At 73.5% G+C, this 23,029-nt stretch carries 23 protein-coding genes and 1 tRNA gene; 10 read left to right on the top strand and 14 right to left on the bottom strand.

What is annotated here, in order from left to right; translation table 11 throughout:
* Positions 1–67: 67 nt before the first annotated feature.
* Together ACGFQ9_RS08170 and ACGFQ9_RS08165 are read right to left on the bottom strand one after the other, a co-directional pair.
* Complete coding sequence (locus ACGFQ9_RS08170) at positions 68–664, bottom strand: TetR/AcrR family transcriptional regulator (protein WP_393572399.1); 597 nt, start codon at positions 662–664, stop codon at positions 68–70.
* Positions 661–2,226 carry a 3-hydroxyacyl-CoA dehydrogenase gene (locus ACGFQ9_RS08165; protein ID WP_393572397.1) on the bottom strand — a complete coding sequence of 522 codons (1,566 nt, stop codon included), beginning with the start codon at positions 2,224–2,226 and terminating at the stop codon, positions 661–663. Before ACGFQ9_RS08165 ends, ACGFQ9_RS08170 begins: the two co-directional genes overlap by 4 nt.
* A 124-nt stretch (positions 2,227–2,350) precedes the next feature.
* On the opposite strand from ACGFQ9_RS08165, the gene paaN reads away from it, so the two are divergent.
* Entirely contained in the window at positions 2,351–4,036 is a 1,686-nt protein-coding gene (gene paaN / locus ACGFQ9_RS08160) for a phenylacetic acid degradation protein PaaN (protein WP_393572395.1), read from the top strand.
* Between the two features lie 263 nt (positions 4,037–4,299).
* On the opposite strand, the gene ACGFQ9_RS08155 is transcribed toward paaN, so the two are convergent.
* From ACGFQ9_RS08155 to ACGFQ9_RS08140, 4 genes are all read right to left on the bottom strand, one after another.
* On the bottom strand, positions 4,300–4,542 hold the full coding sequence (locus ACGFQ9_RS08155) for a hypothetical protein (RefSeq protein ID WP_393572393.1): 243 nt from the start codon (positions 4,540–4,542) through the stop codon (positions 4,300–4,302).
* A gap of 72 nt (positions 4,543–4,614) precedes the next feature.
* A complete protein-coding gene (locus ACGFQ9_RS08150) occupies positions 4,615–5,394 on the bottom strand; it encodes a TrmH family RNA methyltransferase (RefSeq protein WP_393572391.1) in 780 nt (259 codons plus the stop codon).
* A 10-nt stretch (positions 5,395–5,404) separates the two neighbouring features.
* Positions 5,405–6,580, bottom strand: coding sequence for an HTTM domain-containing protein (locus ACGFQ9_RS08145; protein WP_393573002.1), 1,176 nt, complete (start codon positions 6,578–6,580; stop codon positions 5,405–5,407).
* Positions 6,577–7,206: a DUF5819 family protein gene (locus ACGFQ9_RS08140; RefSeq protein ID WP_393572390.1), complete on the bottom strand. Its 630-nt coding sequence runs from the start codon at positions 7,204–7,206 to the stop codon at positions 6,577–6,579. Before ACGFQ9_RS08140 ends, ACGFQ9_RS08145 begins: the two co-directional genes overlap by 4 nt.
* A gap of 174 nt (positions 7,207–7,380) precedes the next feature.
* On the opposite strand from ACGFQ9_RS08140, the gene paaA reads away from it, so the two are divergent.
* From paaA to ACGFQ9_RS08110, 6 genes are all read left to right on the top strand, one after another.
* The gene (paaA, locus tag ACGFQ9_RS08135; RefSeq protein ID WP_393572388.1) at positions 7,381–8,364 is read left to right on the top strand and encodes a 1,2-phenylacetyl-CoA epoxidase subunit PaaA; all 984 of its coding nucleotides are present in this window, start codon (positions 7,381–7,383) and stop codon (positions 8,362–8,364) included.
* Complete coding sequence (gene paaB, locus ACGFQ9_RS08130; RefSeq protein WP_393572386.1) at positions 8,361–8,645, top strand: 1,2-phenylacetyl-CoA epoxidase subunit PaaB; 285 nt, start codon at positions 8,361–8,363, stop codon at positions 8,643–8,645. The genes paaA and paaB overlap by 4 nt, the downstream gene beginning before the upstream one ends.
* Positions 8,642–9,382 (top strand): 1,2-phenylacetyl-CoA epoxidase subunit PaaC, encoded by a 741-nt coding sequence (gene paaC / locus ACGFQ9_RS08125; RefSeq protein ID WP_393572384.1) that lies wholly within the window; start codon positions 8,642–8,644, stop codon positions 9,380–9,382. Before paaB ends, paaC begins: the two co-directional genes overlap by 4 nt.
* Positions 9,376–9,906, top strand: coding sequence for a 1,2-phenylacetyl-CoA epoxidase subunit PaaD (gene paaD, locus ACGFQ9_RS08120; RefSeq protein ID WP_393572382.1), 531 nt, complete (start codon positions 9,376–9,378; stop codon positions 9,904–9,906). Before paaC ends, paaD begins: the two co-directional genes overlap by 7 nt.
* On the top strand, positions 9,907–11,007 hold the full coding sequence (locus ACGFQ9_RS08115; RefSeq protein WP_393572380.1) for a 2Fe-2S iron-sulfur cluster-binding protein: 1,101 nt from the start codon (positions 9,907–9,909) through the stop codon (positions 11,005–11,007).
* A 191-nt stretch (positions 11,008–11,198) separates the two neighbouring features.
* Positions 11,199–12,341, top strand: coding sequence for an acyl-CoA dehydrogenase family protein (locus ACGFQ9_RS08110; protein WP_393572378.1), 1,143 nt, complete (start codon positions 11,199–11,201; stop codon positions 12,339–12,341).
* 46 nt (positions 12,342–12,387) lie between these two features.
* Here the strand turns inward: ACGFQ9_RS08110 and ACGFQ9_RS08105 are convergent, their stop codons facing one another.
* The 8 genes from ACGFQ9_RS08105 to ACGFQ9_RS08070 form a co-directional block, all read right to left on the bottom strand.
* Positions 12,388–12,732 (bottom strand): rhodanese-like domain-containing protein, encoded by a 345-nt coding sequence (locus tag ACGFQ9_RS08105; RefSeq protein WP_393572376.1) that lies wholly within the window; start codon positions 12,730–12,732, stop codon positions 12,388–12,390.
* Positions 12,733–12,860: 128 nt separating this feature from the next.
* Complete coding sequence (locus tag ACGFQ9_RS08100) at positions 12,861–13,700, bottom strand: hypothetical protein (RefSeq protein ID WP_393572374.1); 840 nt, start codon at positions 13,698–13,700, stop codon at positions 12,861–12,863.
* A gap of 47 nt (positions 13,701–13,747) precedes the next feature.
* On the bottom strand, positions 13,748–15,232 hold the full coding sequence (locus ACGFQ9_RS08095) for a DUF2252 domain-containing protein (RefSeq protein WP_393573000.1): 1,485 nt from the start codon (positions 15,230–15,232) through the stop codon (positions 13,748–13,750).
* A 215-nt stretch (positions 15,233–15,447) separates the two neighbouring features.
* Entirely contained in the window at positions 15,448–16,083 is a 636-nt protein-coding gene (locus ACGFQ9_RS08090) for a response regulator (RefSeq protein ID WP_393572998.1), read from the bottom strand.
* 107 nt (positions 16,084–16,190) lie between these two features.
* Positions 16,191–16,976, bottom strand: a complete 786-nt coding sequence (locus ACGFQ9_RS08085) for a hypothetical protein (protein WP_393572372.1) — start codon at positions 16,974–16,976, stop codon at positions 16,191–16,193.
* Between the two features lie 48 nt (positions 16,977–17,024).
* Positions 17,025–17,957 carry a sensor histidine kinase gene (locus ACGFQ9_RS08080; protein ID WP_393572371.1) on the bottom strand — a complete coding sequence of 311 codons (933 nt, stop codon included), beginning with the start codon at positions 17,955–17,957 and terminating at the stop codon, positions 17,025–17,027.
* 297 nt (positions 17,958–18,254) lie between these two features.
* On the bottom strand, positions 18,255–19,295 hold the full coding sequence (locus ACGFQ9_RS08075) for a toxin glutamine deamidase domain-containing protein (RefSeq protein WP_393572369.1): 1,041 nt from the start codon (positions 19,293–19,295) through the stop codon (positions 18,255–18,257).
* A gap of 279 nt (positions 19,296–19,574) precedes the next feature.
* Positions 19,575–19,657 (bottom strand) — tRNA-Leu (locus tag ACGFQ9_RS08070).
* 411 nt (positions 19,658–20,068) lie between these two features.
* Here ACGFQ9_RS08070 and ACGFQ9_RS08065 point away from each other — a divergent pair.
* The 3 genes from ACGFQ9_RS08065 (at position 20,069) to ACGFQ9_RS08055 (ending at position 23,018) form a co-directional block, all read left to right on the top strand.
* The gene (locus ACGFQ9_RS08065) at positions 20,069–20,884 is read left to right on the top strand and encodes an FhaA domain-containing protein (RefSeq protein ID WP_393572367.1); all 816 of its coding nucleotides are present in this window, start codon (positions 20,069–20,071) and stop codon (positions 20,882–20,884) included.
* Between the two features lie 10 nt (positions 20,885–20,894).
* The gene (locus ACGFQ9_RS08060) at positions 20,895–21,404 is read left to right on the top strand and encodes an FHA domain-containing protein (protein WP_393572365.1); all 510 of its coding nucleotides are present in this window, start codon (positions 20,895–20,897) and stop codon (positions 21,402–21,404) included.
* 132 nt (positions 21,405–21,536) lie between these two features.
* A complete protein-coding gene (locus ACGFQ9_RS08055; protein WP_393572363.1) occupies positions 21,537–23,018 on the top strand; it encodes a PP2C family protein-serine/threonine phosphatase in 1,482 nt (493 codons plus the stop codon).
* The last annotated feature ends 11 nt before the right edge of the window (positions 23,019–23,029 follow it).

The following is a 23,029-nucleotide window of genomic DNA, read 5'->3' as shown; positions in this document are numbered from 1 at the left end:
GACCGCCGAGGACCGCTGAGGACCCCTGCGGCGGCCGGGCCCCGGCCGCCGCAGGCCCGGCGGGGGCTCAGGCCGCGGTGCGCAGGCCGTCGAGGGCCATCAGGACCACCGCGTCGGCCAGCGCCGAGGTCTCCGAGGCCGGGCTGCCGGGGTGCGGCCGGTACCACTCGACCAGCGAGTTCACCATGCCGAACAGCAGCCGGGTGGCCAGCCGCATGTCCACGTCCGGCCGCAGGTCGCCGTCGGCCGCCGCGGCCTTGAGCAGGTCGGCGACCCGGTGGTCGAACTCGCGGCGGCGTTCCAGGGCCCACCGCTCGGTGCGGGTGTTGCCGCGCACGCGCAGCAGCAGGGTGACGTAGGGGAGTTCCGCGACCAGCACCTCGACCGTGCGCCGGGTGACGTACTCGACCCGGTCGATCGCGCGGCCGCGGGTGGCACCGGGCTCGTCGAGGATGCCGAAGAGGCCGTCGAGCGCCCGGCTGACCGCCCGGCGCAGCAGTTCCTCCTTGCCCGCGACGTGGTGGTAGATCGAGGACTTGGAGATGCCCGCGGCCTTGGAGAGGTGCTCCATCGACGTGCCGTCGTAGCCGCGCTCGTTGAAGACCTGGACGGCGACCGAGAGCAGCGTCTCGGGCGTGTAGGTGTCCCGGCGGGCGGTCGTCACTCGGCACCGCCTTCCGGACCGGTCCCGGTCTCCGCGGTCGCCTCGGTCTCCTCGATCTGCTCGGTCTCCTCACCGGCCTGGTAGCCGAGCCGGTACAGGGCGAGCGAGGGCGCGTAACGGCCCCCCGGAACCCGCTCGTCGAGGTGGTGCAGCAGGTCGTACGCCCAGTCCCGGCCCAGCCGGTCGTGCCATTCGCCCGGTCCGAGCGGGTAGTTCACGCCGAGCCGCATCGCGGTGTCGATGTCCTCGGCGGTGGCCACGCCCCGGGCGACGGCGTCGGCGGTCAGGTCGATCAGCATCGCCACGGTCCGGGCGACGATCATGCCGGGGACGTCCCCGATGACGCTGACCTCCTTCCCCAGCCCCTGGAACAGGCCGATCGCCTCGGCCAGGGTCCGCTCGGAGGTGTCCTCGCAGGCGGAGAGCGCGATGCGGGTGGCCCCCCGGTAGTCGAGTGCCAGGTCGAAGTAGACGACGTCGGCGAACTCGATCGCGGTCTTGCCGTCGGCGAGGACGAGCTGGCCCTCGCCGGGCAGCTGGATGTACGGGCCGCCGGACGCAACCTCCGTGACCTCGATGCCTACCTCGGCCATCAGCCCGGGCAGGGCCGCGGCCGGGCCGAGGTCGCCGACCACGGTCACGGCCTCGGGAACCGCCTCGGGGCCGGCCGTGTGCGGCAGCGGAGCCTCCGCCTCCGGGCCGTACGGGTACCAGCCCTGCCCCGACTTGCGGCCGAGCCGCCCGGACTGGACCAGCCGGCGCTGTGCCAGCGAGGGCAGGAACTTGGGGCTGCGGAAGAAGGACTCCCACACGGAGCGGGTGACCGCCTCGTTGACGTCCTGGCCGATCAGGTCGGTGAGTTCGAAGGGGCCCATCCGGAAGCCGCCGCTCTCGCGGAGCACGGCGTCGATGGTCGCCGGGTCGGCGCCCCGCTCCTCGTACACCGCGAGCGCCTCGGCGTAGAAGGGGCGGGCGATCCGGTTGACGATGAAGCCGGGGGTGTCGGCGCAGCGGACCGGGGTCTTCCCCCAGGCGGCCATCGTCGCGTACGCCTGCTCCGCCGCGGCGGGATCGGTCGCGAAACCGCTCACCACCTCCACCAGCGGCAGCAGCGGAGCCGGGTTGAAGAAGTGCAGGCCGACGAACCGGCCCGGGTGCTCCAGGGCGCCGGCGAGCTCGGTGACGGAGAGGGAGGAGGTGTTCGTCGCCAGCAGGGCCTCCGGCGCGACCACCTTTTCCAGTGAGGTGAAGAGATCGCGCTTGACGGCGGGGTCCTCGACGATCGCCTCGATCACCAGGGCCGCGTCGGCGAGATCCGCCAGGACGTGGGTGGACTCGATCCGGCCGGCCATGCCGTCGGCCTCGGCACGGTCCAGCCGCCCCTTGGCGACCAGCCGTTCCACCCGCTCCAGCACGGCGTCCCGGCCGGCCCGGGCGCGGGTCTCGTCCACGTCCTGGATCAGTACGCGGTGACCTGCGGCGAGGGCTACCTGGGCGATGCCCTGGCCCATCGTTCCGGCCCCGACGACCGCCACGGTGCGGGAGCGCTCGATAGCTGTCATGTCCTGATCCTCCCGCACCGCGTTGTCCACAGGAACGCCCGGGCCCTCTTGTCCCGACCGATCGTTCGGTTACTCTAACTCCAGTCTGCTCCGCTACGCCCGGCTCAACGAGGAGTTGGTCTTGATGGCCGCCGCCGACCTGTCCGCCGCACAGCTCACCGAAAAGCACCGTCCGACCCTGGACGAGGCCCTGAAGGCCATCCGCAGCCGTGCCTACTGGTCCCCGCACCCCGAGCATCCCAAGGCGTACGGGGAGACCGCGCCCGCCGACGGCCTTGCCGCGTTCAAGGCGCTGCACGGCACCCGCCTCGACCTCGGCCAGCCCGGCACAGACGGCTGGACCGGCGGCGAGGTGTCCCCGTTCGGCCCGGAGCTGGGCGTCGAGTACCCGCACGTCGACCCGGACGTGCTGCTGCCCGCGATGAAGGCCGGCATGGCCGCCTGGCGCGACGCCGGACCGGAGGTCCGCGCGCTGGTCTGCATCGAGATCCTGTCGCGAATCTCCGCCCGGACGCACGAGTTCGCGCACGCGGTCATGCACACCAGCGGGCAGGCCTTCATGATGGCCTTCCAGGCGGGCGGCCCGCACGCGCAGGACCGCGGCCTGGAGGCCGTGGCGTACGCGTACGAGGAGCAGACCCGGGTCCCCGGCCAGGCGGACTGGTCCAAGCCGCAGGGCAAGAAGGACCCGCTGGAGCTGGGCAAGACCTTCACCGCCGTGCCGCGCGGCATCGCGCTGGTCATCGGCTGCAACACCTTCCCCACCTGGAACGGCTACCCGGGCCTGTTCGCCTCCCTGGCCACCGGCAACCCGGTCCTGGTCAAGCCGCACCCGCGGGCCGTACTGCCGCTGGCGCTGACCGTGCAGGTGGCGCGCGAGGTGCTCGCCGAGGCGGGCTTCGACCCGAACCTGGTGGCGCTGGCCACCGAGAACCCGGGCGAGGGCATCGCCAAGACGCTCGCCGTCCGTCCCGAGATCAAGCTGATCGACTACACCGGCTCCACCGCCTTCGGCGACTGGCTGGAGACCAACGCCCGCCAGGCTCAGGTCTACACGGAGAAGGCCGGGGTCAACACGGTGGTCGTGGACTCCACCGGCAACTACAAGGGCATGCTGGCGAACCTCGCCTTCTCGCTCTCGCTCTACAGCGGCCAGATGTGCACCACCCCGCAGAACCTGCTGATCCCCCGGGACGGCATCGAGACCGACGCGGGCCACAAGTCGTACGACGAGGTGGTCGCCGACCTGGCCGCCTCGGTGTCCGGCCTGCTGGGCGACGACGCCCGCGCCAACGCCCTGCTGGGCGCACTGGTCAACCCGGACGTGAAGGCCCGCCTGGAGGCGGCGGCCGGCCTCGGCGAAGTCGCCCTGGCCTCCCGTGAGGTCACCAACCCGGAGTTCCCGGACGCGGTGGTCCGCACCCCGGTGATGGTCAAGCTGGACGCCGGCAAGCCCGACCCGGAGGCGGCCTACCTCTCCGAGTGCTTCGGCCCGGTCTCCTTCGCGGTGGCCGTCGACTCCACGGCGGACGCGCTGGACCTGCTGCGCCGCACGGTGCGCGACAAGGGCGCCATGACGGTCGGCGCGTACACCACCTCGGAGGACACCGAGCGGGCGGTCGAGGAGGTCTGCCTGGAGGAGTCGGCGCAGCTCTCGCTGAACCTGACCGGCGGGGTCTACGTCAACCAGACCGCCGCGTTCTCCGACTTCCACGGCTCCGGCGGCAACCCGGCGGCGAACGCCGCCCTCTGCGACGGCGCCTTCGTCTCCAACCGCTTCCGCGTAGTGGAAGTCCGCCGCCAGGCGTAACCCGCACCCGGCCGCCGTGTGGGCAGGCCTGCCGCACCGCCGTGCGGGCAGGCGTGCCGCGCAGTCACCGGCCGTGTGGGCAGGCGTGCCGCAGGGCGGCACGGGTGGGCACACGGCACGACGGCCCGCGCCGGCCGCGCAGCGTGTCCCCTGCGCCCCGGCCCGGCTCCGGAATTCGTTCCGAGCCGGGCCGGAGCCGGCCCAGAGCCGGGCCCAGGCCCACGCCGGAGCCAGGCAAAGCCGGGCCCGCCTCAACCCCCGCATTACTCCGGCCGGGGCCCGAACGTACGCGCCGACGCATCCACCTGCGCCATCCTCCGCAGCGCCGCGAACATCGCGTCCCCCAGCACCGTCCCCACAGCCACCGTCTCGACCAGGTCCTCCCGCGCGACCCGGTTCGCCGTGTAGGCCAAGTCCACCCCCGCCACCTTCTCCGCGGCCTCGGCATAGTCGTCGAGCACCTCGGCAAAGGCGCCGTGCCCCGCCCGCTCGTCGATGCGGAGCATCGGCGACTGAGGACAACGGGGCGAGGCGCGGCGCCAGACGCCGCGAGCCCGGCGTGATCGGCGAGACACCCCCTAAGCGCCCTCGCCGCCCTCGTCTCCGGCCGGCGGCCCGCCCCAGTGGAAGAGGGTCATGGCCACGCTGGTGGCCAGGTTGTAGCTGGAGACCTGGCGCCGCATGGGCAGGGAGACGAGATGGTCGGCGCGGTCCCGCAGCTCCGGCGACAGTCCCTGCCGCTCTGAGCCGAAGGCGAGCACGGCGTCGTCCGGGAGGGTGAGGGCGCGGATGTCCTCTCCCTCCGGGTCCAGCGCGTACAGCGGGCCGGGCGGCAGGGTCTCCAGCGTCACCCGGTCGACGGCGGTGGCGTAGTGGAGACCGGCCCCGGCCCGCACCACGTTCGGGTGCCAGGGGTCGAGGTCGCCCCGGGTGACCACGCCGGTGGCCCCGAAGCCCGCGGCGAGCCGCACCACGGCGCCGACGTTGCCCAGGTTGCGGGGGTTGTCGAGCAGCACCACGGGGGCACTGCGGGGCATCCGCTCCAGCGCCGCCCGGCCGGCGGCCGGGTCGGGCCGCACCGCGAGCGCGGCGACCCGTGTCGGATGCACCCGGGCCACCAGCCCGGCCAGCGGGGCCCGCCGGACCAGCACGCGTACGGCGTCCTGCACGTCGGGGGCGAGCTCCGCGGCTAGCGCCAGCAGCGCGTCCGGGTCCTCGGCGACCACCATCCGTACCTCGGCTCCGAACCGCAGGGCGTGCTTGAGGGCGTGGAACCCGTCCAGCAGGACCGTCCGGTCGTCCTCCGCGGCCTCCCGCCACGCCTGCCCGGTCTCCGCCGCCTGCTGCTGCTCACTCATACCGAGGAGCCTAAGGTCGGCCGGCTCCCACCGGTCCCGCCGGTGCGGGCGGCACGGGCTCGGGGGCGGCGTCCCGGACCTCTTCCCGGGCGGGGAGGAGGCTCCGCAGGGCCGCGGCCCGTCCCCCCAGCCAGAGGAGCAGTGCCGTCGGCAGGAACACCGCATCCGCCGCGATCATGGCCAGCGAGAACACCGGCAGCCCAAGCAGCACCGCGATCCCCAGGTGCTCCAGCATCATCACGGCCAGCAGCACGTTCTTGATCCGCCGGTTGGCCAGCGCGAACGGGAAGGCCACCTGCACCAGCACGGTGCCGTACGTCAGCAGCATCACCAGTGTCCCGCTGCCCGCAACCAGCGACGACAGCCCCGGCCACGGGGCGAAGTAGTCCAGGCCCAGCGGGTAGTACAGCGCGCTTCCGTCCTGCCACCGCGAGCCCTGGATCTTGTACCAGCCTGCCGTCGCGTAGATCAGGCAGACCTCCACCATGATCACCAGCAGGGCCGCGTTGTGCACCAGGTTGCCCAGCACGTCCAGCAGGGCCCGCCCGGAGCCGCCCGGATCACGTCGTTCCGCAAGCCACCACACGCCCTGGGCGATCCACAGCGAGCCGAAGCCCGCCAGCCAGAACCAGTCGAGCCGGTCGGTCACCGCCGCCCAGGCCAGGACCAGCCCCAGCACCCCCCACAGCACCGGACCGGCCGCGCCGCGCGCGGGGCCGGTGCGGGCGGCCCGCCGGGCGTCCAGTGACCAGACCCGGGCGCACCGCGTCAGCACCAGGTACATGGCCATCAGGTGGACGACGTTGTCGCCGCCGTCGCCCATGAACACGCTGCGGTTCTGCAGCGACAGCACCCCGGCCATGAACAGGACGGAGACCGCCCGGGTGTGCCAGCCGAGCAGCATCAGCACGGCCGAGAGCACCGCGACCGCGTAGACGGCCTCGAACCAGAGCACCGAGTCCGACCACAGCAGCACGGTGAAGGCGTGGTTGCCGGCGACCAGCTGCTCGGCCAGGTCGAAACCCCACGGGCCGTCGGGCCCGTAGAGCTCACGCCGGTGCGGGAACTCCCGCAGCAGGAAGACCAGCCAGGTCGCGGCGAAGCCGATCCGCACGGCGGCGCTCTGGTACGGGCCGAGCGCCCGCCCGGTCACCGCCGCCAGCGCCCCCCGGGCCCGCTCCCTCAGACGGTCCACCACGACAGCTCCCGGTAGTACGTCTCGGTGTCGGTCTTCTCGTCGCTCCACTCCGGGGCGGGCAGCGCCGTGGTGGCCGACCGCAGCTGGATCCGCAGCACGTGGCCGCCGGGGAACCGCGGCTCGACGCGGCTCAGGGCGATCCGCCGCAGGTACTCCTCGGAGAGCCGGCCGCGCTCCCCCCGGGGCCGGTTCTCCTCGTCGTGCGAGCCGGTGAAGAAGTCCCAGGCCCGGCGCAGCTCGTTCTGCTGGACGTGGCTGGGGAAGGGGTTGCCGCGTATGGCCGCGCCGTCCTCGGCGGACAGGTCGCGCCAGCCGGTGGTGACCCGTTCGCCGTCGGCGGTGCGGACCTGGGCGCGGACCTGGACGGCGATGTTCTGCTGGAGCGGGTTGGGGGCGAACAGCTTCCAGTTCTGTTCGAACTCGGGGTAGACCCAGCCCTCGACGGTCCCCTTGTGCCGCTCGCCCACCGTGTTGGGCGGGGCGACGTGCAGGAACACCAGGCCGAGGTGGAGGCAGGCGGCCACCGCGACGGCGCCGAGGGCGAGGGCGGCGGCGATCCGGTGCGGGAGGGGGAGGGCCGCGATACCCCTGCCCGCGTTCTGATCCGTGTCCATCCCACCCCCGTCCGGGACGCCGCGGGCCGCTCGGTCGGCGGGTCCGGTCGTCCACAGGCATCCACAAGAGGTTGACACCCTACGGGCCGTCGTCTCACCATTGAAGCGAATGAACCGAACGATCGGTCGGTCGGTCGGAAACGGATCTGGACCAGACGCTGGCAGGGGGCCGGGATGGTGGCAGTGACCCCGGAGACGGGGCAGAACAAGGACCTCGCGGACTTCGCGGGCCTCGCGGAGGCCTTCGAGGCCGCGGTGGCGGCCGAGGAGCGCGTCGAGCCCCGGGACTGGATGCCCGAGGAGTACCGCGCCACGCTGGTCCGCCAGATGGCCCAGCACGCGCACTCCGAGATCATCGGCATGCAGCCCGAGGCCAACTGGATCACCCGGGCGCCCTCGCTGCGCCGCAAGGCGATCCTGATGGCGAAGGTCCAGGACGAAGCGGGTCACGGGCTGTACCTGTACAGCGCCGCGGAGACCCTCGGCACCAGCCGCGACGAGCTGCTCGACAAGCTGCACGCCGGCCGCCAGAAGTACTCCTCGATCTTCAACTACCCGACGCTGACCTGGGCCGACGTCGGCGCCATCGGCTGGCTGGTGGACGGCGCGGCCATCACCAACCAGGTCCCCCTGTGCCGGTGCTCCTACGGTCCCTACGCACGCGCCATGGTCCGCATCTGCAAGGAGGAGTCCTTCCACCAGCGCCAGGGGTACGAGCTGCTGCTCGCGCTCTCCCAGGGCACGCAGGCCCAGCACGAGATGGCCCAGGACGCCGTGAACCGCTGGTGGTGGCCCTCGCTGATGATGTTCGGCCCGCCGGACGACGAGTCGGCGCACTCGGCCCAGTCCATGGCCTGGCGGATCAAGCGGCACTCCAACGACGAGCTGCGCCAGCGGTTCGTGGACATCGCCGTGCCGCAGGCCGAGAGCCTCGGCCTGACCCTCCCCGACCCGGACATCCGGTGGAACGAGGAGCGCGGTCACCACGACTTCGGTGCCATCGACTGGACCGAGTTCTGGGACGTCCTCAAGGGCAACGGGCCGTGCAACGAGGAGCGGATAGGCCAGCGGCGCCGGGCCCACGAAGAAGGCGCCTGGGTACGGGACGCGGCCGCGGCGTACGCGGCGAAGCACACCAACGAGGAGGCACGGGCATGACGCAGAACTGGCCGCTGTGGGAGGTGTTCGTGCGATCGCGGCGCGGCCTCTCGCACACCCACGCGGGAAGCCTGCACGCCCCCGACGCGGAGATGGCCCTGCGCAACGCCCGCGACCTGTACACGCGGCGCAACGAGGGCGTGTCCATCTGGGTGGTCCCCTCCACGGCGATCACCGCCTCCTCGCCGGACGAGCGGGACCCGTTCTTCGCCCCGTCCGCCGACAAGCCGTACCGGCACCCGACGTTCTACGACATCCCGGAGGGGGTGCAGCACCTGTGAGCACCGTTTCCACGACGGGTACCGCGACGGTCCCCACGGCTGCCGCGCTCGCCCTCGGCGACGACGCGCTGATCCTCTCCCACCGGCTCGGTGAATGGGCCGGGCACGCCCCCGTGCTGGAGGAGGAGGTGGCGCTGGCCAACATCGCCCTCGACCTGCTCGGCCAGGCCCGTGTGCTGCTGTCCATGGCGGGCGACGAGGACGAACTGGCCTTCCTCCGCGAGGAGCGGGCCTTCCGCAACCTCCAGCTGGTGGAGCAGCCCAACGGCGACTTCGCCCACACCATCGCCCGCCAGCTCTACTTCTCCCTCTACCAGCAGGGGCTGTTCGAGGCCCTCGCGGCCGGCGAGGGCCCGTTCGCCCCGCTTGCGGCCAAGGCCGTCAAGGAGACCGCCTACCACCGTGACCACGCCGAGCAGTGGACGCTGCGCCTCGGCGACGGCACGGAGGAGAGCGCCCGCCGGATGCGGGCCGGGCTGGCCTCCCTGTGGAAGTTCACCGGCGAGATGTTCCTCCCCGTCGAGGGCACCGAGGTGGACTACGCCGCCCTGGAGCAGCGCTGGCTCTCCGAGCTGGGCGCCGTGCTCGACCGGGCCGGGCTGGAGCTCCCCGAGGGACCCCGTACCGGAGCCTGGGCGGCGGGCGCGGGCCGGCAGGGCCTGCACACCGAGCCCTTCGGCCGGATGCTCGCCGAGATGCAGCACCTGCACCGCAGCCACCCGGGGGCGTCATGGTGACCACGACCCGCCCCGCCTCCCGGGCCGGAGCCCCGGCCGCGAGCCGGCTCGAGGAGGAACTGGCCGCGCTGGCCGGCGCGGTGCAGGACCCGGAGCTGCCCGTGCTCAGCCTGGCGGAGCTGGGCGTGATGCGTGGACTGCGGATACGCGAGGACGGTGTGGTGGAGGTCTCGCTCACCCCGACCTACACCGGCTGCCCGGCCATCGAGGCCATGTCCGCCGACATCGAGCGTGTCCTGCACGACCGCGGCATAGCCGAGGTCTCGGTGCGGACGGTGCTGGCCCCCGCCTGGTCCACCGACGACATCAGCGCCGAAGGCCGCCGCAAGCTGGCCGAGTTCGGAATCGCCCCGCCCCGGCCGCACGCGGCCGGCGGACCGGTGCCGGTCACGCTGTCGGTGCGCTGCCCGAACTGCGGGTCCACCGACACCGAGCTGCTGAGCCGCTTCTCCTCCACCGCCTGCAAGGCACTGCGGCGCTGCACGTCCTGCCGTGAACCCTTCGACCACTTCAAGGAGCTGTAGATGGCCGCACCACGCCACGGCGCCTTCCACTCCCTGACGGTGGCCGCGGTCGACCGGCTCACCGACGACTCCGTGGCCCTGACCCTCAGTGTCCCGGCGGAGCTCCGCGAGGAGTACCGGCACGCCCCCGGCCAGCACCTGGCCATGCGGCGGCAGGGCGCCGAGCGCGGGGAGGTGCGCCGCACCTACTCGATCTGCTCCCCGGCCCCGGCAGCCGGCGGGCACGGCCCCGCGGAACTGCGGGTGGGTGTGCGGCTGGTGGAGGGCGGCGAGTTCTCCACCTACGCCCACAAGGAGGTGACTCCCGGAGACGTGCTGGACGTGATGGTCCCGGCCGGCCGGTTCGTGCTGGATCCGGCCGCCGCCCCGGAAGGCGGGCACTACGCCGCGATCGTCGGCGGCAGTGGCATCACCCCGCTGCTGTCGATCGTCTCGACCCTGCTGGCGGCCCGGCCGGACGCCCGGTTCTGCCTGGTCCGCAGCGACCGCACGGCCGCCTCCACGATGTTCCTGGAGGAGGTCGCCGACCTGAAGGACCGCTACCCCGAGCGGTTCCAGCTGGTCACCGTGCTGTCCCGGGAGGAACAGGAGGCCGGGCTGCCGTCCGGCCGGCTCGACGAGGAGCGGCTGACGGGCCTGCTGCCGGCGCTGCTGCCGGTCGGCTCGGTGGCGGGCTGGTTCCTCTGCGGTCCCTACGGGCTGGTCCAGGGCGCCGAGCGGGCGCTGCGCGGCCTGGGCGTCGACCGGGACCGGATCCACGAGGAGATCTTCCACGTGGACAACGCCCCGGCGCCGGCACCGGCCGCCGCGTCGGTGTCCTCTTCGCACAGCCGGGTCACCGCACGCCTCGACGGGCGCTCCGGCACCTGGCCGGTGCAGGACGGCGAGTCCCTGCTGGACGCGGTGCTGCGCAACCGGGCGGACGCCCCGTACGCCTGCAAGGGCGGGGTGTGCGGCACCTGCCGGGCGTTCGTGGTGCGCGGCGAGGTGCGGATGGACCGGAACTACGCGCTGGAGGAGCACGAGACCGAGGCCGGGTTCGTACTGGCCTGCCAGTCGCATCCGGAGTCGGAAGAGGTCGAGATCGACTTCGACCGCTGAGGCGCCCGTTCACTGTTCGGCGCCCGTCCGCCCGTCCGCCCGTCCGCCGACCCGTCGGCGCGACGGTCCGGCGGTCGGCGGCCGTCCCCTCCAGCCCTGTCCAATTGCGGGAACCTGTTCTATCTTGACGGTCCGTCAGATCTGATGCCGTACCGGACCGGCACAGGGACCTGCGCGCGGGAGGACAGGAAGTGGACTTCACCTTCACCGAGGAGCAGCAGGCGGCCGTCGAGGCGGCCAGGGCGGTCTTCGCGGACGTCGCCCCGGACGGGGTGCCCAGCCCCGCACTCACCCCGGGCGCGGTGGCCGAGGACTTCGACCGCCCGCTGTGGGCGAAGCTGGCCGCCTCCGACCTGCTCGGCCTGGTCCTCGCCGAGGAGCACGGCGGTGCCGGGCTGGACGCCATCGCGCTCTGCCTCGTGCTGCGCGAGTCCGCGAAGGTACTGGCGAGGGTGCCCCTGCTGGAGCACTGCGCCACCGCGATGGCCGTCCAGGCGCACGGTTCGGCGGAGCTGGCCGCCGCGCTGCTGCCCGGCGCGGCCGCCGGCGGACTGGTACTCACCGCCGCGGCCGGCGGCCGGACCGGCCACGATCCGGCCGAACTGGCGGTGACGGCCGTCGGGGACGGCTCGGGCTGGGTGCTGGACGGCATGCAGACGGCCGTGCCCTGGGCACACGGCGCCGACTGGATCGCCGTTCCCGCCCACACCGGTGAGGCCGAGGCCGTGCTCGCGCTGGTCCCGCGCGGCGCCGAGGGGCTGTCCCTGGCCGACCAGTACTCGACCAACGGCGAGCGGTTCGCCGAGCTCACCCTGGACGGCGTACGGGTGCCGGCCACGCACCTGATCGATGCGCAGGGGGCCTGGGAGCGGCTGCGCCAGCTGCTGGCCACCGGCACCTGCGCGCTGGCCCTGGGCCTCGGCGAGGCCGTGCTGGCGATGACCAGCGGGTACACCGGCAAGCGCGAGCAGTTCGGCTTCCCGGTTGCCACCTTCCAGGCGGTCGCGGTCCAGGCCGCCGACCGCTACATCGACCTGCGCGCGATGGAGGTCACCCTCTGGCAGGCGGCCTGGCGGCTGGACGCGGCGACCGGCGGGGCGGGCGGACCGCTGCCCAGCGTTGGGGACGTGGCGGTGGCCAAGATCTGGGCCTCGGAGGGCGTACGGCGGGTCGTGCAGACCGCCCAGCACCTCCACGGCGGCTTCGGCGCCGACACCGACTACCCCCTGCACCGCTTCCACGCCTGGGCCAAGCAGCTGGAGCTGTCACTCGGCCCGGCCGCGGCCCACGAGGAACTCCTGGGCGACCTGCTGGCGGCCCATCCCCTCGCCTGAAACCGTTCCCGGCGGCCGGTCCGTCCGTGTCAGAGGACGGTGCGTGTCAGAGGACGGTGCCCGGGGCGCCCGCGTCGGTGACGACCGGGCGGCCCGTAGCCTCCCAGCTCTGCATGCCGCCGTCCACGTTCACGGCGTCGATGCCCTGCTGCAGCAGGTAGCCGGTGACCTGCGCCGAGCGCCCGCCCACCCGGCACATCACGTACACCTTGTCGCCGTCCGGGGCGGCCTCGGTGAGCTCACCGAAGCGGGCCACGAACTCGCTCATCGGGATGTGAAGCGCGCCCTCGGCGTGACCGGCCTGCCACTCGTCGGCCTCCCGGACGTCGAGGATGAAGCTGTCCGCGCCCAGCGCGTCCACACCGACCGTGGGAAGCGTGCCGAAGTGCATGCCCTGCCGCCTTCTTCTCTCGTCTGCTCGTGCGCACGTGTGCTCGTGCACCCGTCTGCCACGGTACCCGCCTTCCGGACGGGTGCCGGGCCGTGTCCCGGTGCTCAGGCCCTCAGGCCATCAGGCCCTCAGGCCCCCGAGCTCAGCCCGGCCAGCTCCGCCTCGCGCTCAGACACCTGCGCCAGCAGCTGCCCGGCGATCTCGTCCAGCAGCCCGTCCGGGTCGTCCGGCGCCATCCGCAGCATCGCCCCGATCGCGCTGTCCTCCAGCTCGCGCGCCACCGCGGCCAGCAGCTCCTTGCGCTGTGCCAGCCACTCCAGCCGTGCGTACAGCTCCTCGGCCTCCGTGGGCCGCGCCGCCTCCGGCACCGGCCCGGCCGCCCATTCCGCGGCCAGCTCGCGCAGCAGCTGCTCGTCGCCCCGGGCGTACGCCGCGTTCACCCTGACGATGAACGCGTCACGCCGATCCCGCTCCGCGTCCTCCTGTGCCAGGTCGGGATGCGCCTGCCGCACCAGCTCGCGGTACAGCCGCCGTGCCTCCTCCGACGGCCGCACGCGCTCCGGCGGCCGCACCGACTGCTCGGTGAGCATGGCCGCCGCGTCGTCGGCGATCCCGTCCGAACCGAGCCAGTCGTCGAACAGCTCGTCCACCCCGGGCATCGGCATGACCAGGGCCCGGGCCTCGCGCGCCCGGCGCAGGTCCTCCGGATCCCCGGACCGCTCCGCCCGAGCCTCCGCGATCAGCGCGTCCAGCTCGTCGAGCCGGGCGTACACCGGGCCGAGCCTGCTGTGGTGCAGCCGGGAGAAGTTCTCCACCTCCACCCGGAAGGTCTCCACCGCGATCTCGAATTCGATCAGCGCCTGCTCGGCGGCCCGCACGGCCCGCTCCAGCCGCGCCTCCGGCCGCTCAGCGCCCTCGGTGCTGCCGGCGCCCGCCGCGTCGTCCTCGGGGACAGTCTGCTCGCTCACCCGGCCAGCCTAGAGGGTGTCCGGCGGATCACGGCGGGCACGAGCGCTCAGACCCCGCGTTCCGCCGGGATCCGCCCGGACCGCACCGCGGCCTCCAGGTCCGCGTGGTCCGCCTCCGTACGGTCCGCGTAGGCCACCGCGAAGGCGGCCACCGCCTCGTCCAGCTCCTCGTTCCTGCCGCAGTACCCGGCCAGCAGCCGCGGGTCCGCGCTGTGCGCGTGCGCCCGGGCCAGCAGCGCCCCGGTCATCCGGCCGTAGTCGTCGATCTGGTCGGGCGAGAGCGCGGCAGGGTCCACGCTGCCCTTGCGGTTGCGGAACTGCCGCACCTGGAAGGGCCGGCCCTCCACCGTGGTCCAGCCCAGCAGGATGTCCGAGACCACCTGCATCCGCTTCTGGCCGGCCACCACCCGCTGCCCCTCGTGCGCCGCCGGGGACCGGTCGAAGCCCTCCGGCAGGTGCGGCAGCAGCACCGACGGCCGCGCCTCCTTCACCTGGAGCACCAGCGGCTCGCCCCGGTGGTCCAGCAGCAGCACCACGTACGACCGCGTGCCCACGCTGCCGGTGCCGACCACCCGGAAGGCCACGTCGTGGATGGCGTACCGGGCCAGCAGCGGCAGCCGGTCGCTCTGCACCGTGCCGAGGTAGCCGCCGAGGGAGGCCGCGACGGCCGCCGCCTCCGCGTCCCCGACCCGCCGCAGCACCGGCAGCGCGTCCTCAAAGCGGCGCGCCCCGTCCTCGTCCACCACGGTGGACTTCGCCGCGAACCGCGCGCTGGTGTTGTTGCGGGCCTTCTCCGAGACCCGCTCCAGCGTGCCCAGCAGGTCCCGCGCGTCCGTGTGCGAGACCAGCTCCTCGTCCGCGATCGCGTTCCACGCGTCCAGCGCGGACAGCCGCGCCAGCAGCCGCATCGTCCGCCGGTAGGCGCCCACCGTGTCCTGCGCCGCCGCCCGGCAGGTGTCCTCGTCCGCCCCGGCCACCCGGCCGGCCAGCACCAGCGAGGCCGCCAGCCGCTTGACGTCCCACTCCCACGGCCCGACCACGGTCTCGTCGAAGTCGTTGAGGTCGATCACCAGCCGGCCGCGCGCGTCCCCGTAGAGGCCGAAGTTCGCGGCGTGCGCGTCCCCGCAGAGCTGCGCCGCCACCCCGGTGACGGGGGTGTCCGCGAGGTCGAAAGCCATCAGCCCGGCGGCGCCGCGCAGGAAGGCGAAAGGATTCGCCGTCATCCGGCCCACCCTTATCGGGGTCAGCTCCGGCACCCGCCCGTGGTTGGACTCCTCCACGGCCCGCACCGCGTCGGGCCGGCCGGCCGCGAGCTCGAACCGGGCGTGCGCGGCGCGCGGCACCCGGTCCCGCAGCGCCTTGCCGGCGTTCTTCGGCGTACCGGCGGCCGCACCGCGCGGGGCGAAGCCCGGGACGGCCGGGATCCGCACCGGAGCCGCACCCCGCTGCCCCGGCGCCGCGTCCGCCGGCGCAGCCACAGGAGCAGCCCCGCCCGCCACAGCGCCCGGGACCGCGGCCCCGTCCGCGCTCATGCCCCCGCCGGTGCCCGCGCCCGTGTAGGTGCCCATGCCTGCCGCCCCCATCGATCTTGCCCAGTGACCGGACGACGGTACCGATACGACGGCCCCTGCGGAAGCCGTGACCTGCCGGAACGCCACAGCGAACCGCGGTGAGCCGCCGTGGGCCGCCGTCGGCCGCCGTCGGCCGCGGTGGGCCGCCCCGCCCCCGGCGTGGTCCGGGGACGCCGCTACAGTCCGGCGTCCCGCGCGAGCAGCGCCGCCTGCACCCGGTTCTCGCACTCCAGCTTCGCCAGGATCCGGCTCACGTACGTCTTCACCGTCGCCTCGCTCATGTGCAGCCGCCGTCCCGCGTCCGCGTTCGACAGCCCCTCCCCCAGCAGCGCCAGCACCCCGCGCTCCCGCTCGCTCAGCTCCGCCACCCGCCGCCGCGCCTGCTCGCCCCGCGAGGCCGCGCGCCCCGAGGCCAGCTGGTCCACCACGTGCCGGGTCGCCGCCGGGGAGAGGTACGCGTCCCCGGCCGCGGCCGCCCGCACCGCCCCGATCAGCTCCGCCGGAGCCGAATCCTTCAGCAGGAAGCCGGCCCCGCCCTGCTCCAGCGCCCGCAGCACGTTCTCCTTCTCCCCGAACGTGGTCAGGATCAGCGCCCGCGCCGACGGCACCGCCCGCCGCAGCTCCCCCAGCGCGGTCAGCCCGTCCATCACCGGCATCTGGATGTCCAGCAGCACCACGTCCGGCGAGAAGGCCCGGGCCAACTCCACCGCCTCGCGGCCGTTCGCCGCCTCCGCGACCACCTCGATCGCCGGGTCCGAGGTCAGGATCAACCGGATCCCGGCACGGATCAGCGGCTCGTCGTCGGCGATCACCACCCGTACCGTCCGCGCCGCCCCGCCGCCCGACACCGCCGCACCCGGACCCGCGCCCGGGCCAACGCCCACGCCCTGGCCCTCGCCGCCCACGCCCTCGCCCACGCCTACCGCCTGATCTCGTACGCCTGCTTCTCGATGAGCCTGCCGTCCCGGAAGCAGAACCGGAACACCGGCTCGTCGTCCAGGCTGTCACCCGATTCGGTGGACATCAGCACCAGACAGCCGGCGCCCTCCGGTCGCGGCGGACCGCCCTTGTCCAGCCCCTGCGTGAACACGCTGTCCCCGCTCGGCAGCCGGTCCCGCACTTCCTGCTCCGCCATCCCGACGCCGATCGCGTCGTACTCGGACCGGTCGATCATGCCCTTCGTCACCGAGGACGCCAGCAGGGCCACCCCGGCCCCCACCACGATCACCAGCAGCACCGCCGCCGCGAAGGCGATGCCGCACCCCAGCGCGAACCCGCCGGCCCGGCTCCGGCCGCCGCTCGCCAGCTCCCGGTCCACCGCGGCCCAGTCCATCGGCGGCACCCCGGCCGGCACCCGCTGCTGCCCGAAGTCGTCCGCGAACCCCTCGGCGAACCCGGGCGCCCAGCCCGGAAGCACCCCGTCGGCCCCCACCGCGTCCACGGCCTCCACCGCGGGCACCGCGGCGCTCCGGGCCCGCGCCTTCGGCCCGCCCGCGGGCTCGGACCCGTACGGCAGCACGCCCGCCACCCGGAACCCGCCGCCCTCCACCGGTCCGGCGTGCACCATCCCGCCGACCAGCCGGGCCCGTTCCCGGAGTCCGGTCAGTCCCTGGCCGCCCGAGACCACCTCGCCCGGCCCCGGCGGCGGCACCGGCCCGTTGGAGATCTCCACCACCAACGAGTCGTCCTCGTAGCGCAGTTCCACCGTGATGGCCGCTCCCGGAGCGTGCTTGTAGGCGTTCGTCAGCGCCTCCTACACGATCCGGTACGCCGCGTGGTCGCCGGCCGCGGGCAGCGGCCGCGGCCTCCCGGCCGTCCGCAGCGCGACCTCGGTGCCCGCCGCCCGCGCGGCGGCCACCACCCCCTCGATCCCGGCGACCCCGCGCGCGACCTGCTCGTCCTCCCGCACCGGGGCCTCGACCCCGTCCCGGAGGATGCCCACCACCTCGCGCAGCTCGTGCATCGCCGCGACCGAGGCCTGGCGCAGCACGCCCACCGCCTCCCGCTGGCGGTCCGTCAGCGCCGGGTCCACCTCCAGGGCGCCGGTGTGCACCGAGATCAGCGCCAGCTGGTGCCCCAGGCTGTCGTGCATGTCCTGGGCGATGCGCTGCCGTTCGCGCAGCCGCGCCTGGCCCGCCACCATCACCCGCTCCCGCATCAGCCGCGCGTTGCGCTCCTGCAGCGCGTGCAGCAGCGTCCGCCGCTGGGACCAGTAACGGCTGGTCAGACCGGGAGTCAGCACCGTCGCCAGGTACATCAGCGTGGTGAAGACCAGCAGCAGCATCGGCGGCGCCTCACCCCACTCGGTGGCCGCGGTCCCGCCCACGTACAGCAGGAAGGTGAGCGCGAACACGCCCACGGCCCGCCCGGCCCCGACGATCCGCCGGCCCGCCGACCAGCCCAGCATCAGGGTGACCAGCAACGTCCCGGGCAGTACGGCGCTCAGGGCCGCGGCGACCAGCAGCGTCCCGGCCGGCATCCGGCGCCTGAGCAGCACCAGCCCGAGCACGGTCAGCGCGGACGCCGTCTCCCGGAGCGCGCTCCCGCCGTCCAGCTCCTCGATGGCGAAGCCGAACAGCACGATCACGGCGGCCGCGACCAGGTCCCCGGCCAGCGCCCGCCGCGTCCACGGCTCCGGCCCCTTCAGCCATTCCCATCCGGCCCGGACCCTCGCATGCACATCCACGCCGCCGAATCTAGGCAACGCCCGGGCTCCGCCCCAGCCCTCTTTCGTCGCGCCCGCCCCGACGAAAGTCGACCGGCGGCTCCCGACCGCCGGGCCGGCCTCCGTGCGGACCGCGGTGAGCAGCAGGCCCTTCGACGGCCGGCCCCGCCGGTCCCCGGCCGCACCCACACCAGGGCGCGGCCCCCGGCGGGCAGCGTCGCGAGGGCGGCCACGGCATCGACGGACGTCGCGCGCTCCGGCACCTCCCCGGGTCCCGTCCTCCGCCACCGGGTCGACGAGCTCGACGGACTCGGTCCGTCAGGTGCGCCGGATCCAGTCCCGGGCCTTCTGCCGGGCGGCTGCCAGGTCGGCCGCCACCGGGGGGCTCCCGGGCCGGAACCGGGCGAGGACCAGCTCCTTCACCGCGGCGGGGTCCAGCCGTGCCAGGCCGCCCGTCATGCCGTCCAGGAACACCACGTTCCCGGCGTTGTTGTGCGCGTACAGCAGGTGCCCGCTGACCTCGGTGCCGCCGATGGCCCGGCGTACCCACACCACGCCCTGCGTGTCCGGTCCGGTCTCCCGGACCCGGCGGATCACCTCGTCCCAGTCCGCGCAGCGCAGTTGCTCGGCTCCGGGGAAGTAGCGCCTCAGCATCAGCGGCCACCAGCCCGGCGCCTCGTGCGCGGGCTGCCAGGGCAGCGGCGAGGAAGGCGCACCGGCGATCGCGGCGGCCACGGTGACCACGCAGCCGCGGGAGTTGAGCCTGCGCGCCCGGGTCTCCGGGTCGGGCTCCGTCCCCGTCCGCGTGTACGCGGCGGCGTCCCCCCACGGGTCGTCCGCGGCCGGGTGGAACGGGTCACCGGGGTCCTTGGGCACCACCACGGACGCGGCCAGCATCGGCGTCCGCGGGCAGCCGGGCTGTTCGACGGTCCGGCAGCCGAACAGCCAGGTCCCGGCGTCCTCGGCGACCGGCTGCACACCGGTCAGCTCGACCAGCCCGTGGTAGGTCGACAGCAGCCACCGCAGGGCCTTCTGCCAGGGCTCGGCCCTGACCGTGCCGGCCGTGCCGGCGGAGTCCCACCCGCCGTGGCGGACGTAGGCGAAGTACTGGTCCAGGGGGATGTGCGAGACCGGGAACCGGGCCGGCGAGCCGTCCTTGGGCACGATCACGCACTTGATGATCGGCCCGACGAACACGTCCTGCGCGTCGATGCTCTCCTGGACGTCGTATCCGACGATCCAGGCCAGGTCGTTCTCCTCGCTGAGCTCCGGCTGCATGACGAGCGTCCACCGCTCGGAGATGTCCGTCCGGTCGAGCAGGGACCCGGCCGCTTCGAGGGCCTCGTTCAGAGTGGGCATGCGGGATTCCTGACGGAGCCGGCGGAAGCGGCCCTACCGATAGGGGACATGGGCCGTCTCGCTGATGTTCACCACGCTCCGGGAGCCCTCTCCGCGTCCTTCCCGCGGGTCCCGGTCCGGGCCGCGCCCGCCCCCTTCGTGCCGAGCAGTGCGGTCAGCAGCCCGGCGCCGGCCCCATTCCTCGTCGAAACCCACCGAGTTCCTCCCCACGGCTCTCACATGGCCGCCGCAAACGAAAAACCCCCGATCCGGATCTCTCCGAATCGGGGGTTCTCTCTGTGGGCGAGGGGGGATTTGAACCCCCACGTCCCGAAGGACACTGGCACCTGAAGCCAGCGCGTCTGCCGTTCCGCCACTCGCCCGAGCAGCGTCCCAGTGGTCTTTCCCTTTCGGGCCGTTCCCCTGGCGACATCGGAACATTAGCACGTCAGAGACGGTGGATTGAAATCGCTTTCCCGGTGGCCCCCCGGCGGCCCGGCGCCGACCCCCCGCCACCTCCCGGACACCGTTCCCCCACCCGCCCGCGGGCCCGTTCCGGAAGACCTCCCGCCGCCTCCGCACCGGTCCTCCCGTCCCCCTCTGCGGACAGCCCCTCCCGCACTGCCCTCCCGGTGCGGGACACTGGCCCTGGGCCGCCCCTACGATCCCTAGTGAGGAGCAACACTCCTCACCACGGGCCAGGAGGGGAACCAGCCGAATCCCCCACGCGTGGATACGATCAGTAAGCAGTTCAGCAATCAGTACAGGGCGACAGGAACGGAGGAGGTGCCCCCATGGGAGTCCTGAAGCGGTTCGAGCAGCGACTCGAAGGTCTGGTGAACGGCACCTTCGCCAAGGTGTTCAAGTCCGAGGTCCAGCCCGTCGAGATCGCCGGCGCGCTCCAGCGCGAGTGCGACAACAACGCGACGATCTGGAACCGTGAGCGCACCGTCGTCCCGAACGACTTCATCGTCGAACTCTCCGCCGGCGACTACGAGCGCCTGAGCCCGTACTCCGGCCAGCTCGGCGACGAGCTCGCCGCCCTGGTCCGCGACTACGCCAAGCAGCAGCGCTACACCTTCATGGGCCCCATCAAGGTGCACCTGGAGAAGGCCGACGACCTCGACACCGGCCTCTACCGGGTCCGCAGTCGCACGCTGGCCTCCTCGACCTCCCAGGACCGGCCCGCGCAGCCGCACCACCCGCAGCAGGGCGGCTACGGCTACCCTCCGGCCGGCGCCCCGCCCATGCCCAGCGCCCCGCCGCCCGGTGCCCCCCAGCGCCGCCCCGGTGGTCCCGCGGGCCCGGCCCCGGTGCCCGGCGGAGCGGAGATGCGCCGCTGGATCGAGATCAACGGCACCCGCCACCAGATCTCGCGCCCCACCCTCGTACTCGGTCGCAGCACCGAGGCCGACGTAAGGATCGACGACCCCGGCGTCTCGCGCCGGCACTGTGAGATCCGGACCGGAACGCCCTCGACGATCCAGGATCTCGGGTCCACCAACGGCATCGTGGTGGACGGGCAGCACACCACCCGCGCTACGCTCCGCGACGGCTCGCGGATCGTCGTGGGCAGCACCACCATCATTTACCGGCAAGCCGAAGGGTGAAGCGGGGGCAATGTCAGAGCTGACCCTTACGGTCATGCGGTTGGGTTTCCTGGCCGTTCTGTGGCTGTTCGTCATCGTGGCCGTCCAGGTCATCCGGAGCGACCTGTTCGGGACGCGTGTGACCCAGCGCGGCGCGCGGCGCGGCGGTGGCGGCGACAGCCGTGCCCCGGCGGCGCCGGGCGGCCGGCAGGCCGCCGCGCCCCCGCAGCAGCGCCAGCGCCGCGGAGCCCCGACCAAGCTGGTCGTCTCCGAGGGCACCCTCACCGGCACCACGGTCGCGCTGCAGGGCCAGACGATCACCCTCGGCCGTGCCCACGATTCCACGATCGTGCTGGACGACGACTACGCCTCCAGCCGGCATGCCAGGATCTACCCCGACCGTGACGGCCAGTGGATCGTCGAGGATCTCGGGTCCACCAACGGCACGTATCTCGACCGGACCCGTCTCACCGCCCCGACGCCCATTCCGCCGGGCGCCCCGATCCGCATCGGCAAGACCGTCATCGAGCTGCGGAAGTAGTACGAGAATGAGCGAGCGGAGCGAGCGAGCCGCAGCGGACCTGATCCTCCGGGGATCGGCCCCGCGCGCGCTCCCGACCGGAGGGTGGGCAGTGTGGCTCGAGACCGGTTGTACCCGACGGGCGAGGTGCGCATGAGTCTGTCCCTGCGGTTCGCCGCCGGATCGCACAAGGGCATGATCCGCGAGGGGAACGAGGATTCCGGCTACGCCGGCCCGCGGCTGCTCGCGATCGCCGACGGCATGGGCGGCCAGGCCGCCGGAGAGGTCGCCTCCTCCGAGGTGATCTCCACGCTCGTCCAGCTCGACGACGACGTCCCCGGCTCCGACATCCTCACCTCGCTCGGTGTCGCCGTGCAGCGCGCCAACGACGTGCTGCGCGTGATGGTCGAGGAGGACCCGCAGCTCGAGGGCATGGGCACCACCCTGACCGCCCTGCTGTGGACCGGCCAGCGGCTCGGCCTGGTGCACGTCGGCGACTCCCGCGCGTACCTGCTGCGCGACGGGATCCTGACCCAGATCACCCAGGACCACACCTGGGTGCAGCGCCTCGTCGACGAGGGCCGGATCACCGAGGAAGAAGCCACCACCCACCCGCAGCGCTCCCTGCTGATGCGCGCGCTGGGCAGCGGCGACACCGTGGAGCCGGACCTCTCCATCCGCGAGGTGCGGGCCGGGGACCGGTACCTGATCTGCTCCGACGGCCTCTCCGGCGTGGTCTCCCACCAGACCCTGGAGGAGACCCTCGCCGACTACCACGGCCCGCACGAGACCGTGCAGGCGCTCATCCAGCTCGCCCTGCGCGGCGGCGGACCCGACAACATCACCTGCATCGTCGCCGACGTGCTCGACACCGACAGCGGCGACACCCTCGCCGCCCAGCTGAACGACACCCCCGTGGTCGTCGGCGCGGTCGCCGAGAACCAGCACCAGCTGTTCGACGGCGGCGCCATGCAGACCCCGGCCGGCCGGGCCTCCGGCCTCGGACGCCAGGCCCCGCCGCCCGCTCCCGGCGCCTTCGGCCCGCCCGGCAGCGGCGAGGCCCCCGGCTACGGCTCCCCCGAGGGCTACGGCTCCGGCGGCTACGGCGGCGGCTACGGCGAAGCCGACGCGTACGACGACGGCGGCGCCTACGACGACGACTCCTACGACCACCCGCGCCGCCGGCGCGCCAAGGGCAAGGGCAAGGGCAGGCGCTGGATCGGCCGCACGCTGATCCTGCTGCTCGTGCTCGGGGTCATCGGCGGCGGGCTGTACGCGGGCTGGCGCTGGACGCAGACCCAGTTCTACGTCGGCGTGAAGGGCGAGCACGTCGCGCTCTACCGCGGCATCAGCCAGAACCTCGGCCCGTTCAAACTGTCCGAGGTGGAGAGCGACCACCCCGAGATCGAACTCAAGTACCTGCCGCCGTTCAAGAAGAAGCTGGTCGAGGGCACCATCGGCGAGGGCAGCCTCGACGCCGCCCGGAAGAAGGTCGACGAACTCCAGCTGCAGGTCAACGCCTGCAAGAAGGACGGGATCCGGCGCGCCGCCGAGGCGAACAACCAGACTCCGCCGGCCGACAGCGCCCTCACTCCCGAGGAACAGCAGCTGGTCAGCGTCTGCGGAAAGCAGTAACAGCAGTGGCG

The organism is Streptomyces sp. NPDC048603 (assembly GCF_043199475.1).
Lineage (GTDB): Bacteria > Actinomycetota > Actinomycetes > Streptomycetales > Streptomycetaceae > Streptomyces.
Note: the sequence above shows the minus strand (reverse complement) of the source record. Positions and strands in the feature narration are given on the sequence as shown.

What these genes read in the sequence shown, in the direction of transcription:
- ACGFQ9_RS08165 (WP_393572397.1), bottom strand. Translation starts at nt 2,226, where the DNA reads ATGACAGCTATCGAGCGCTCCCGCACCGTGGCGGTCGTCGGGGCCGGA.
- paaN (WP_393572395.1), top strand. Translation starts at nt 2,351, where the DNA reads ATGGCCGCCGCCGACCTGTCCGCCGCACAGCTCACCGAAAAGCACCGT.
- ACGFQ9_RS08155 (WP_393572393.1), bottom strand. Translation starts at nt 4,542, where the DNA reads ATGCTCCGCATCGACGAGCGGGCGGGGCACGGCGCCTTTGCCGAGGTG.
- ACGFQ9_RS08150 (WP_393572391.1), bottom strand. Translation starts at nt 5,394, where the DNA reads ATGAGTGAGCAGCAGCAGGCGGCGGAGACCGGGCAGGCGTGGCGGGAG.
- ACGFQ9_RS08140 (WP_393572390.1), bottom strand. Translation starts at nt 7,206, where the DNA reads ATGGACACGGATCAGAACGCGGGCAGGGGTATCGCGGCCCTCCCCCTC.
- paaA (WP_393572388.1), top strand. Translation starts at nt 7,381, where the DNA reads ATGGTGGCAGTGACCCCGGAGACGGGGCAGAACAAGGACCTCGCGGAC.
- paaB (WP_393572386.1), top strand. Translation starts at nt 8,361, where the DNA reads ATGACGCAGAACTGGCCGCTGTGGGAGGTGTTCGTGCGATCGCGGCGC.
- paaD (WP_393572382.1), top strand. Translation starts at nt 9,376, where the DNA reads ATGGTGACCACGACCCGCCCCGCCTCCCGGGCCGGAGCCCCGGCCGCG.
- ACGFQ9_RS08115 (WP_393572380.1), top strand. Translation starts at nt 9,907, where the DNA reads ATGGCCGCACCACGCCACGGCGCCTTCCACTCCCTGACGGTGGCCGCG.
- ACGFQ9_RS08105 (WP_393572376.1), bottom strand. Translation starts at nt 12,732, where the DNA reads ATGCACTTCGGCACGCTTCCCACGGTCGGTGTGGACGCGCTGGGCGCG.
- ACGFQ9_RS08095 (WP_393573000.1), bottom strand. Translation starts at nt 15,232, where the DNA reads ATGAGCGCGGACGGGGCCGCGGTCCCGGGCGCTGTGGCGGGCGGGGCT.
- ACGFQ9_RS08075 (WP_393572369.1), bottom strand. Translation starts at nt 19,295, where the DNA reads ATGCCCACTCTGAACGAGGCCCTCGAAGCGGCCGGGTCCCTGCTCGAC.
- ACGFQ9_RS08065 (WP_393572367.1), top strand. Translation starts at nt 20,069, where the DNA reads ATGGGAGTCCTGAAGCGGTTCGAGCAGCGACTCGAAGGTCTGGTGAAC.
- ACGFQ9_RS08060 (WP_393572365.1), top strand. Translation starts at nt 20,895, where the DNA reads ATGTCAGAGCTGACCCTTACGGTCATGCGGTTGGGTTTCCTGGCCGTT.
- ACGFQ9_RS08055 (WP_393572363.1), top strand. Translation starts at nt 21,537, where the DNA reads ATGAGTCTGTCCCTGCGGTTCGCCGCCGGATCGCACAAGGGCATGATC.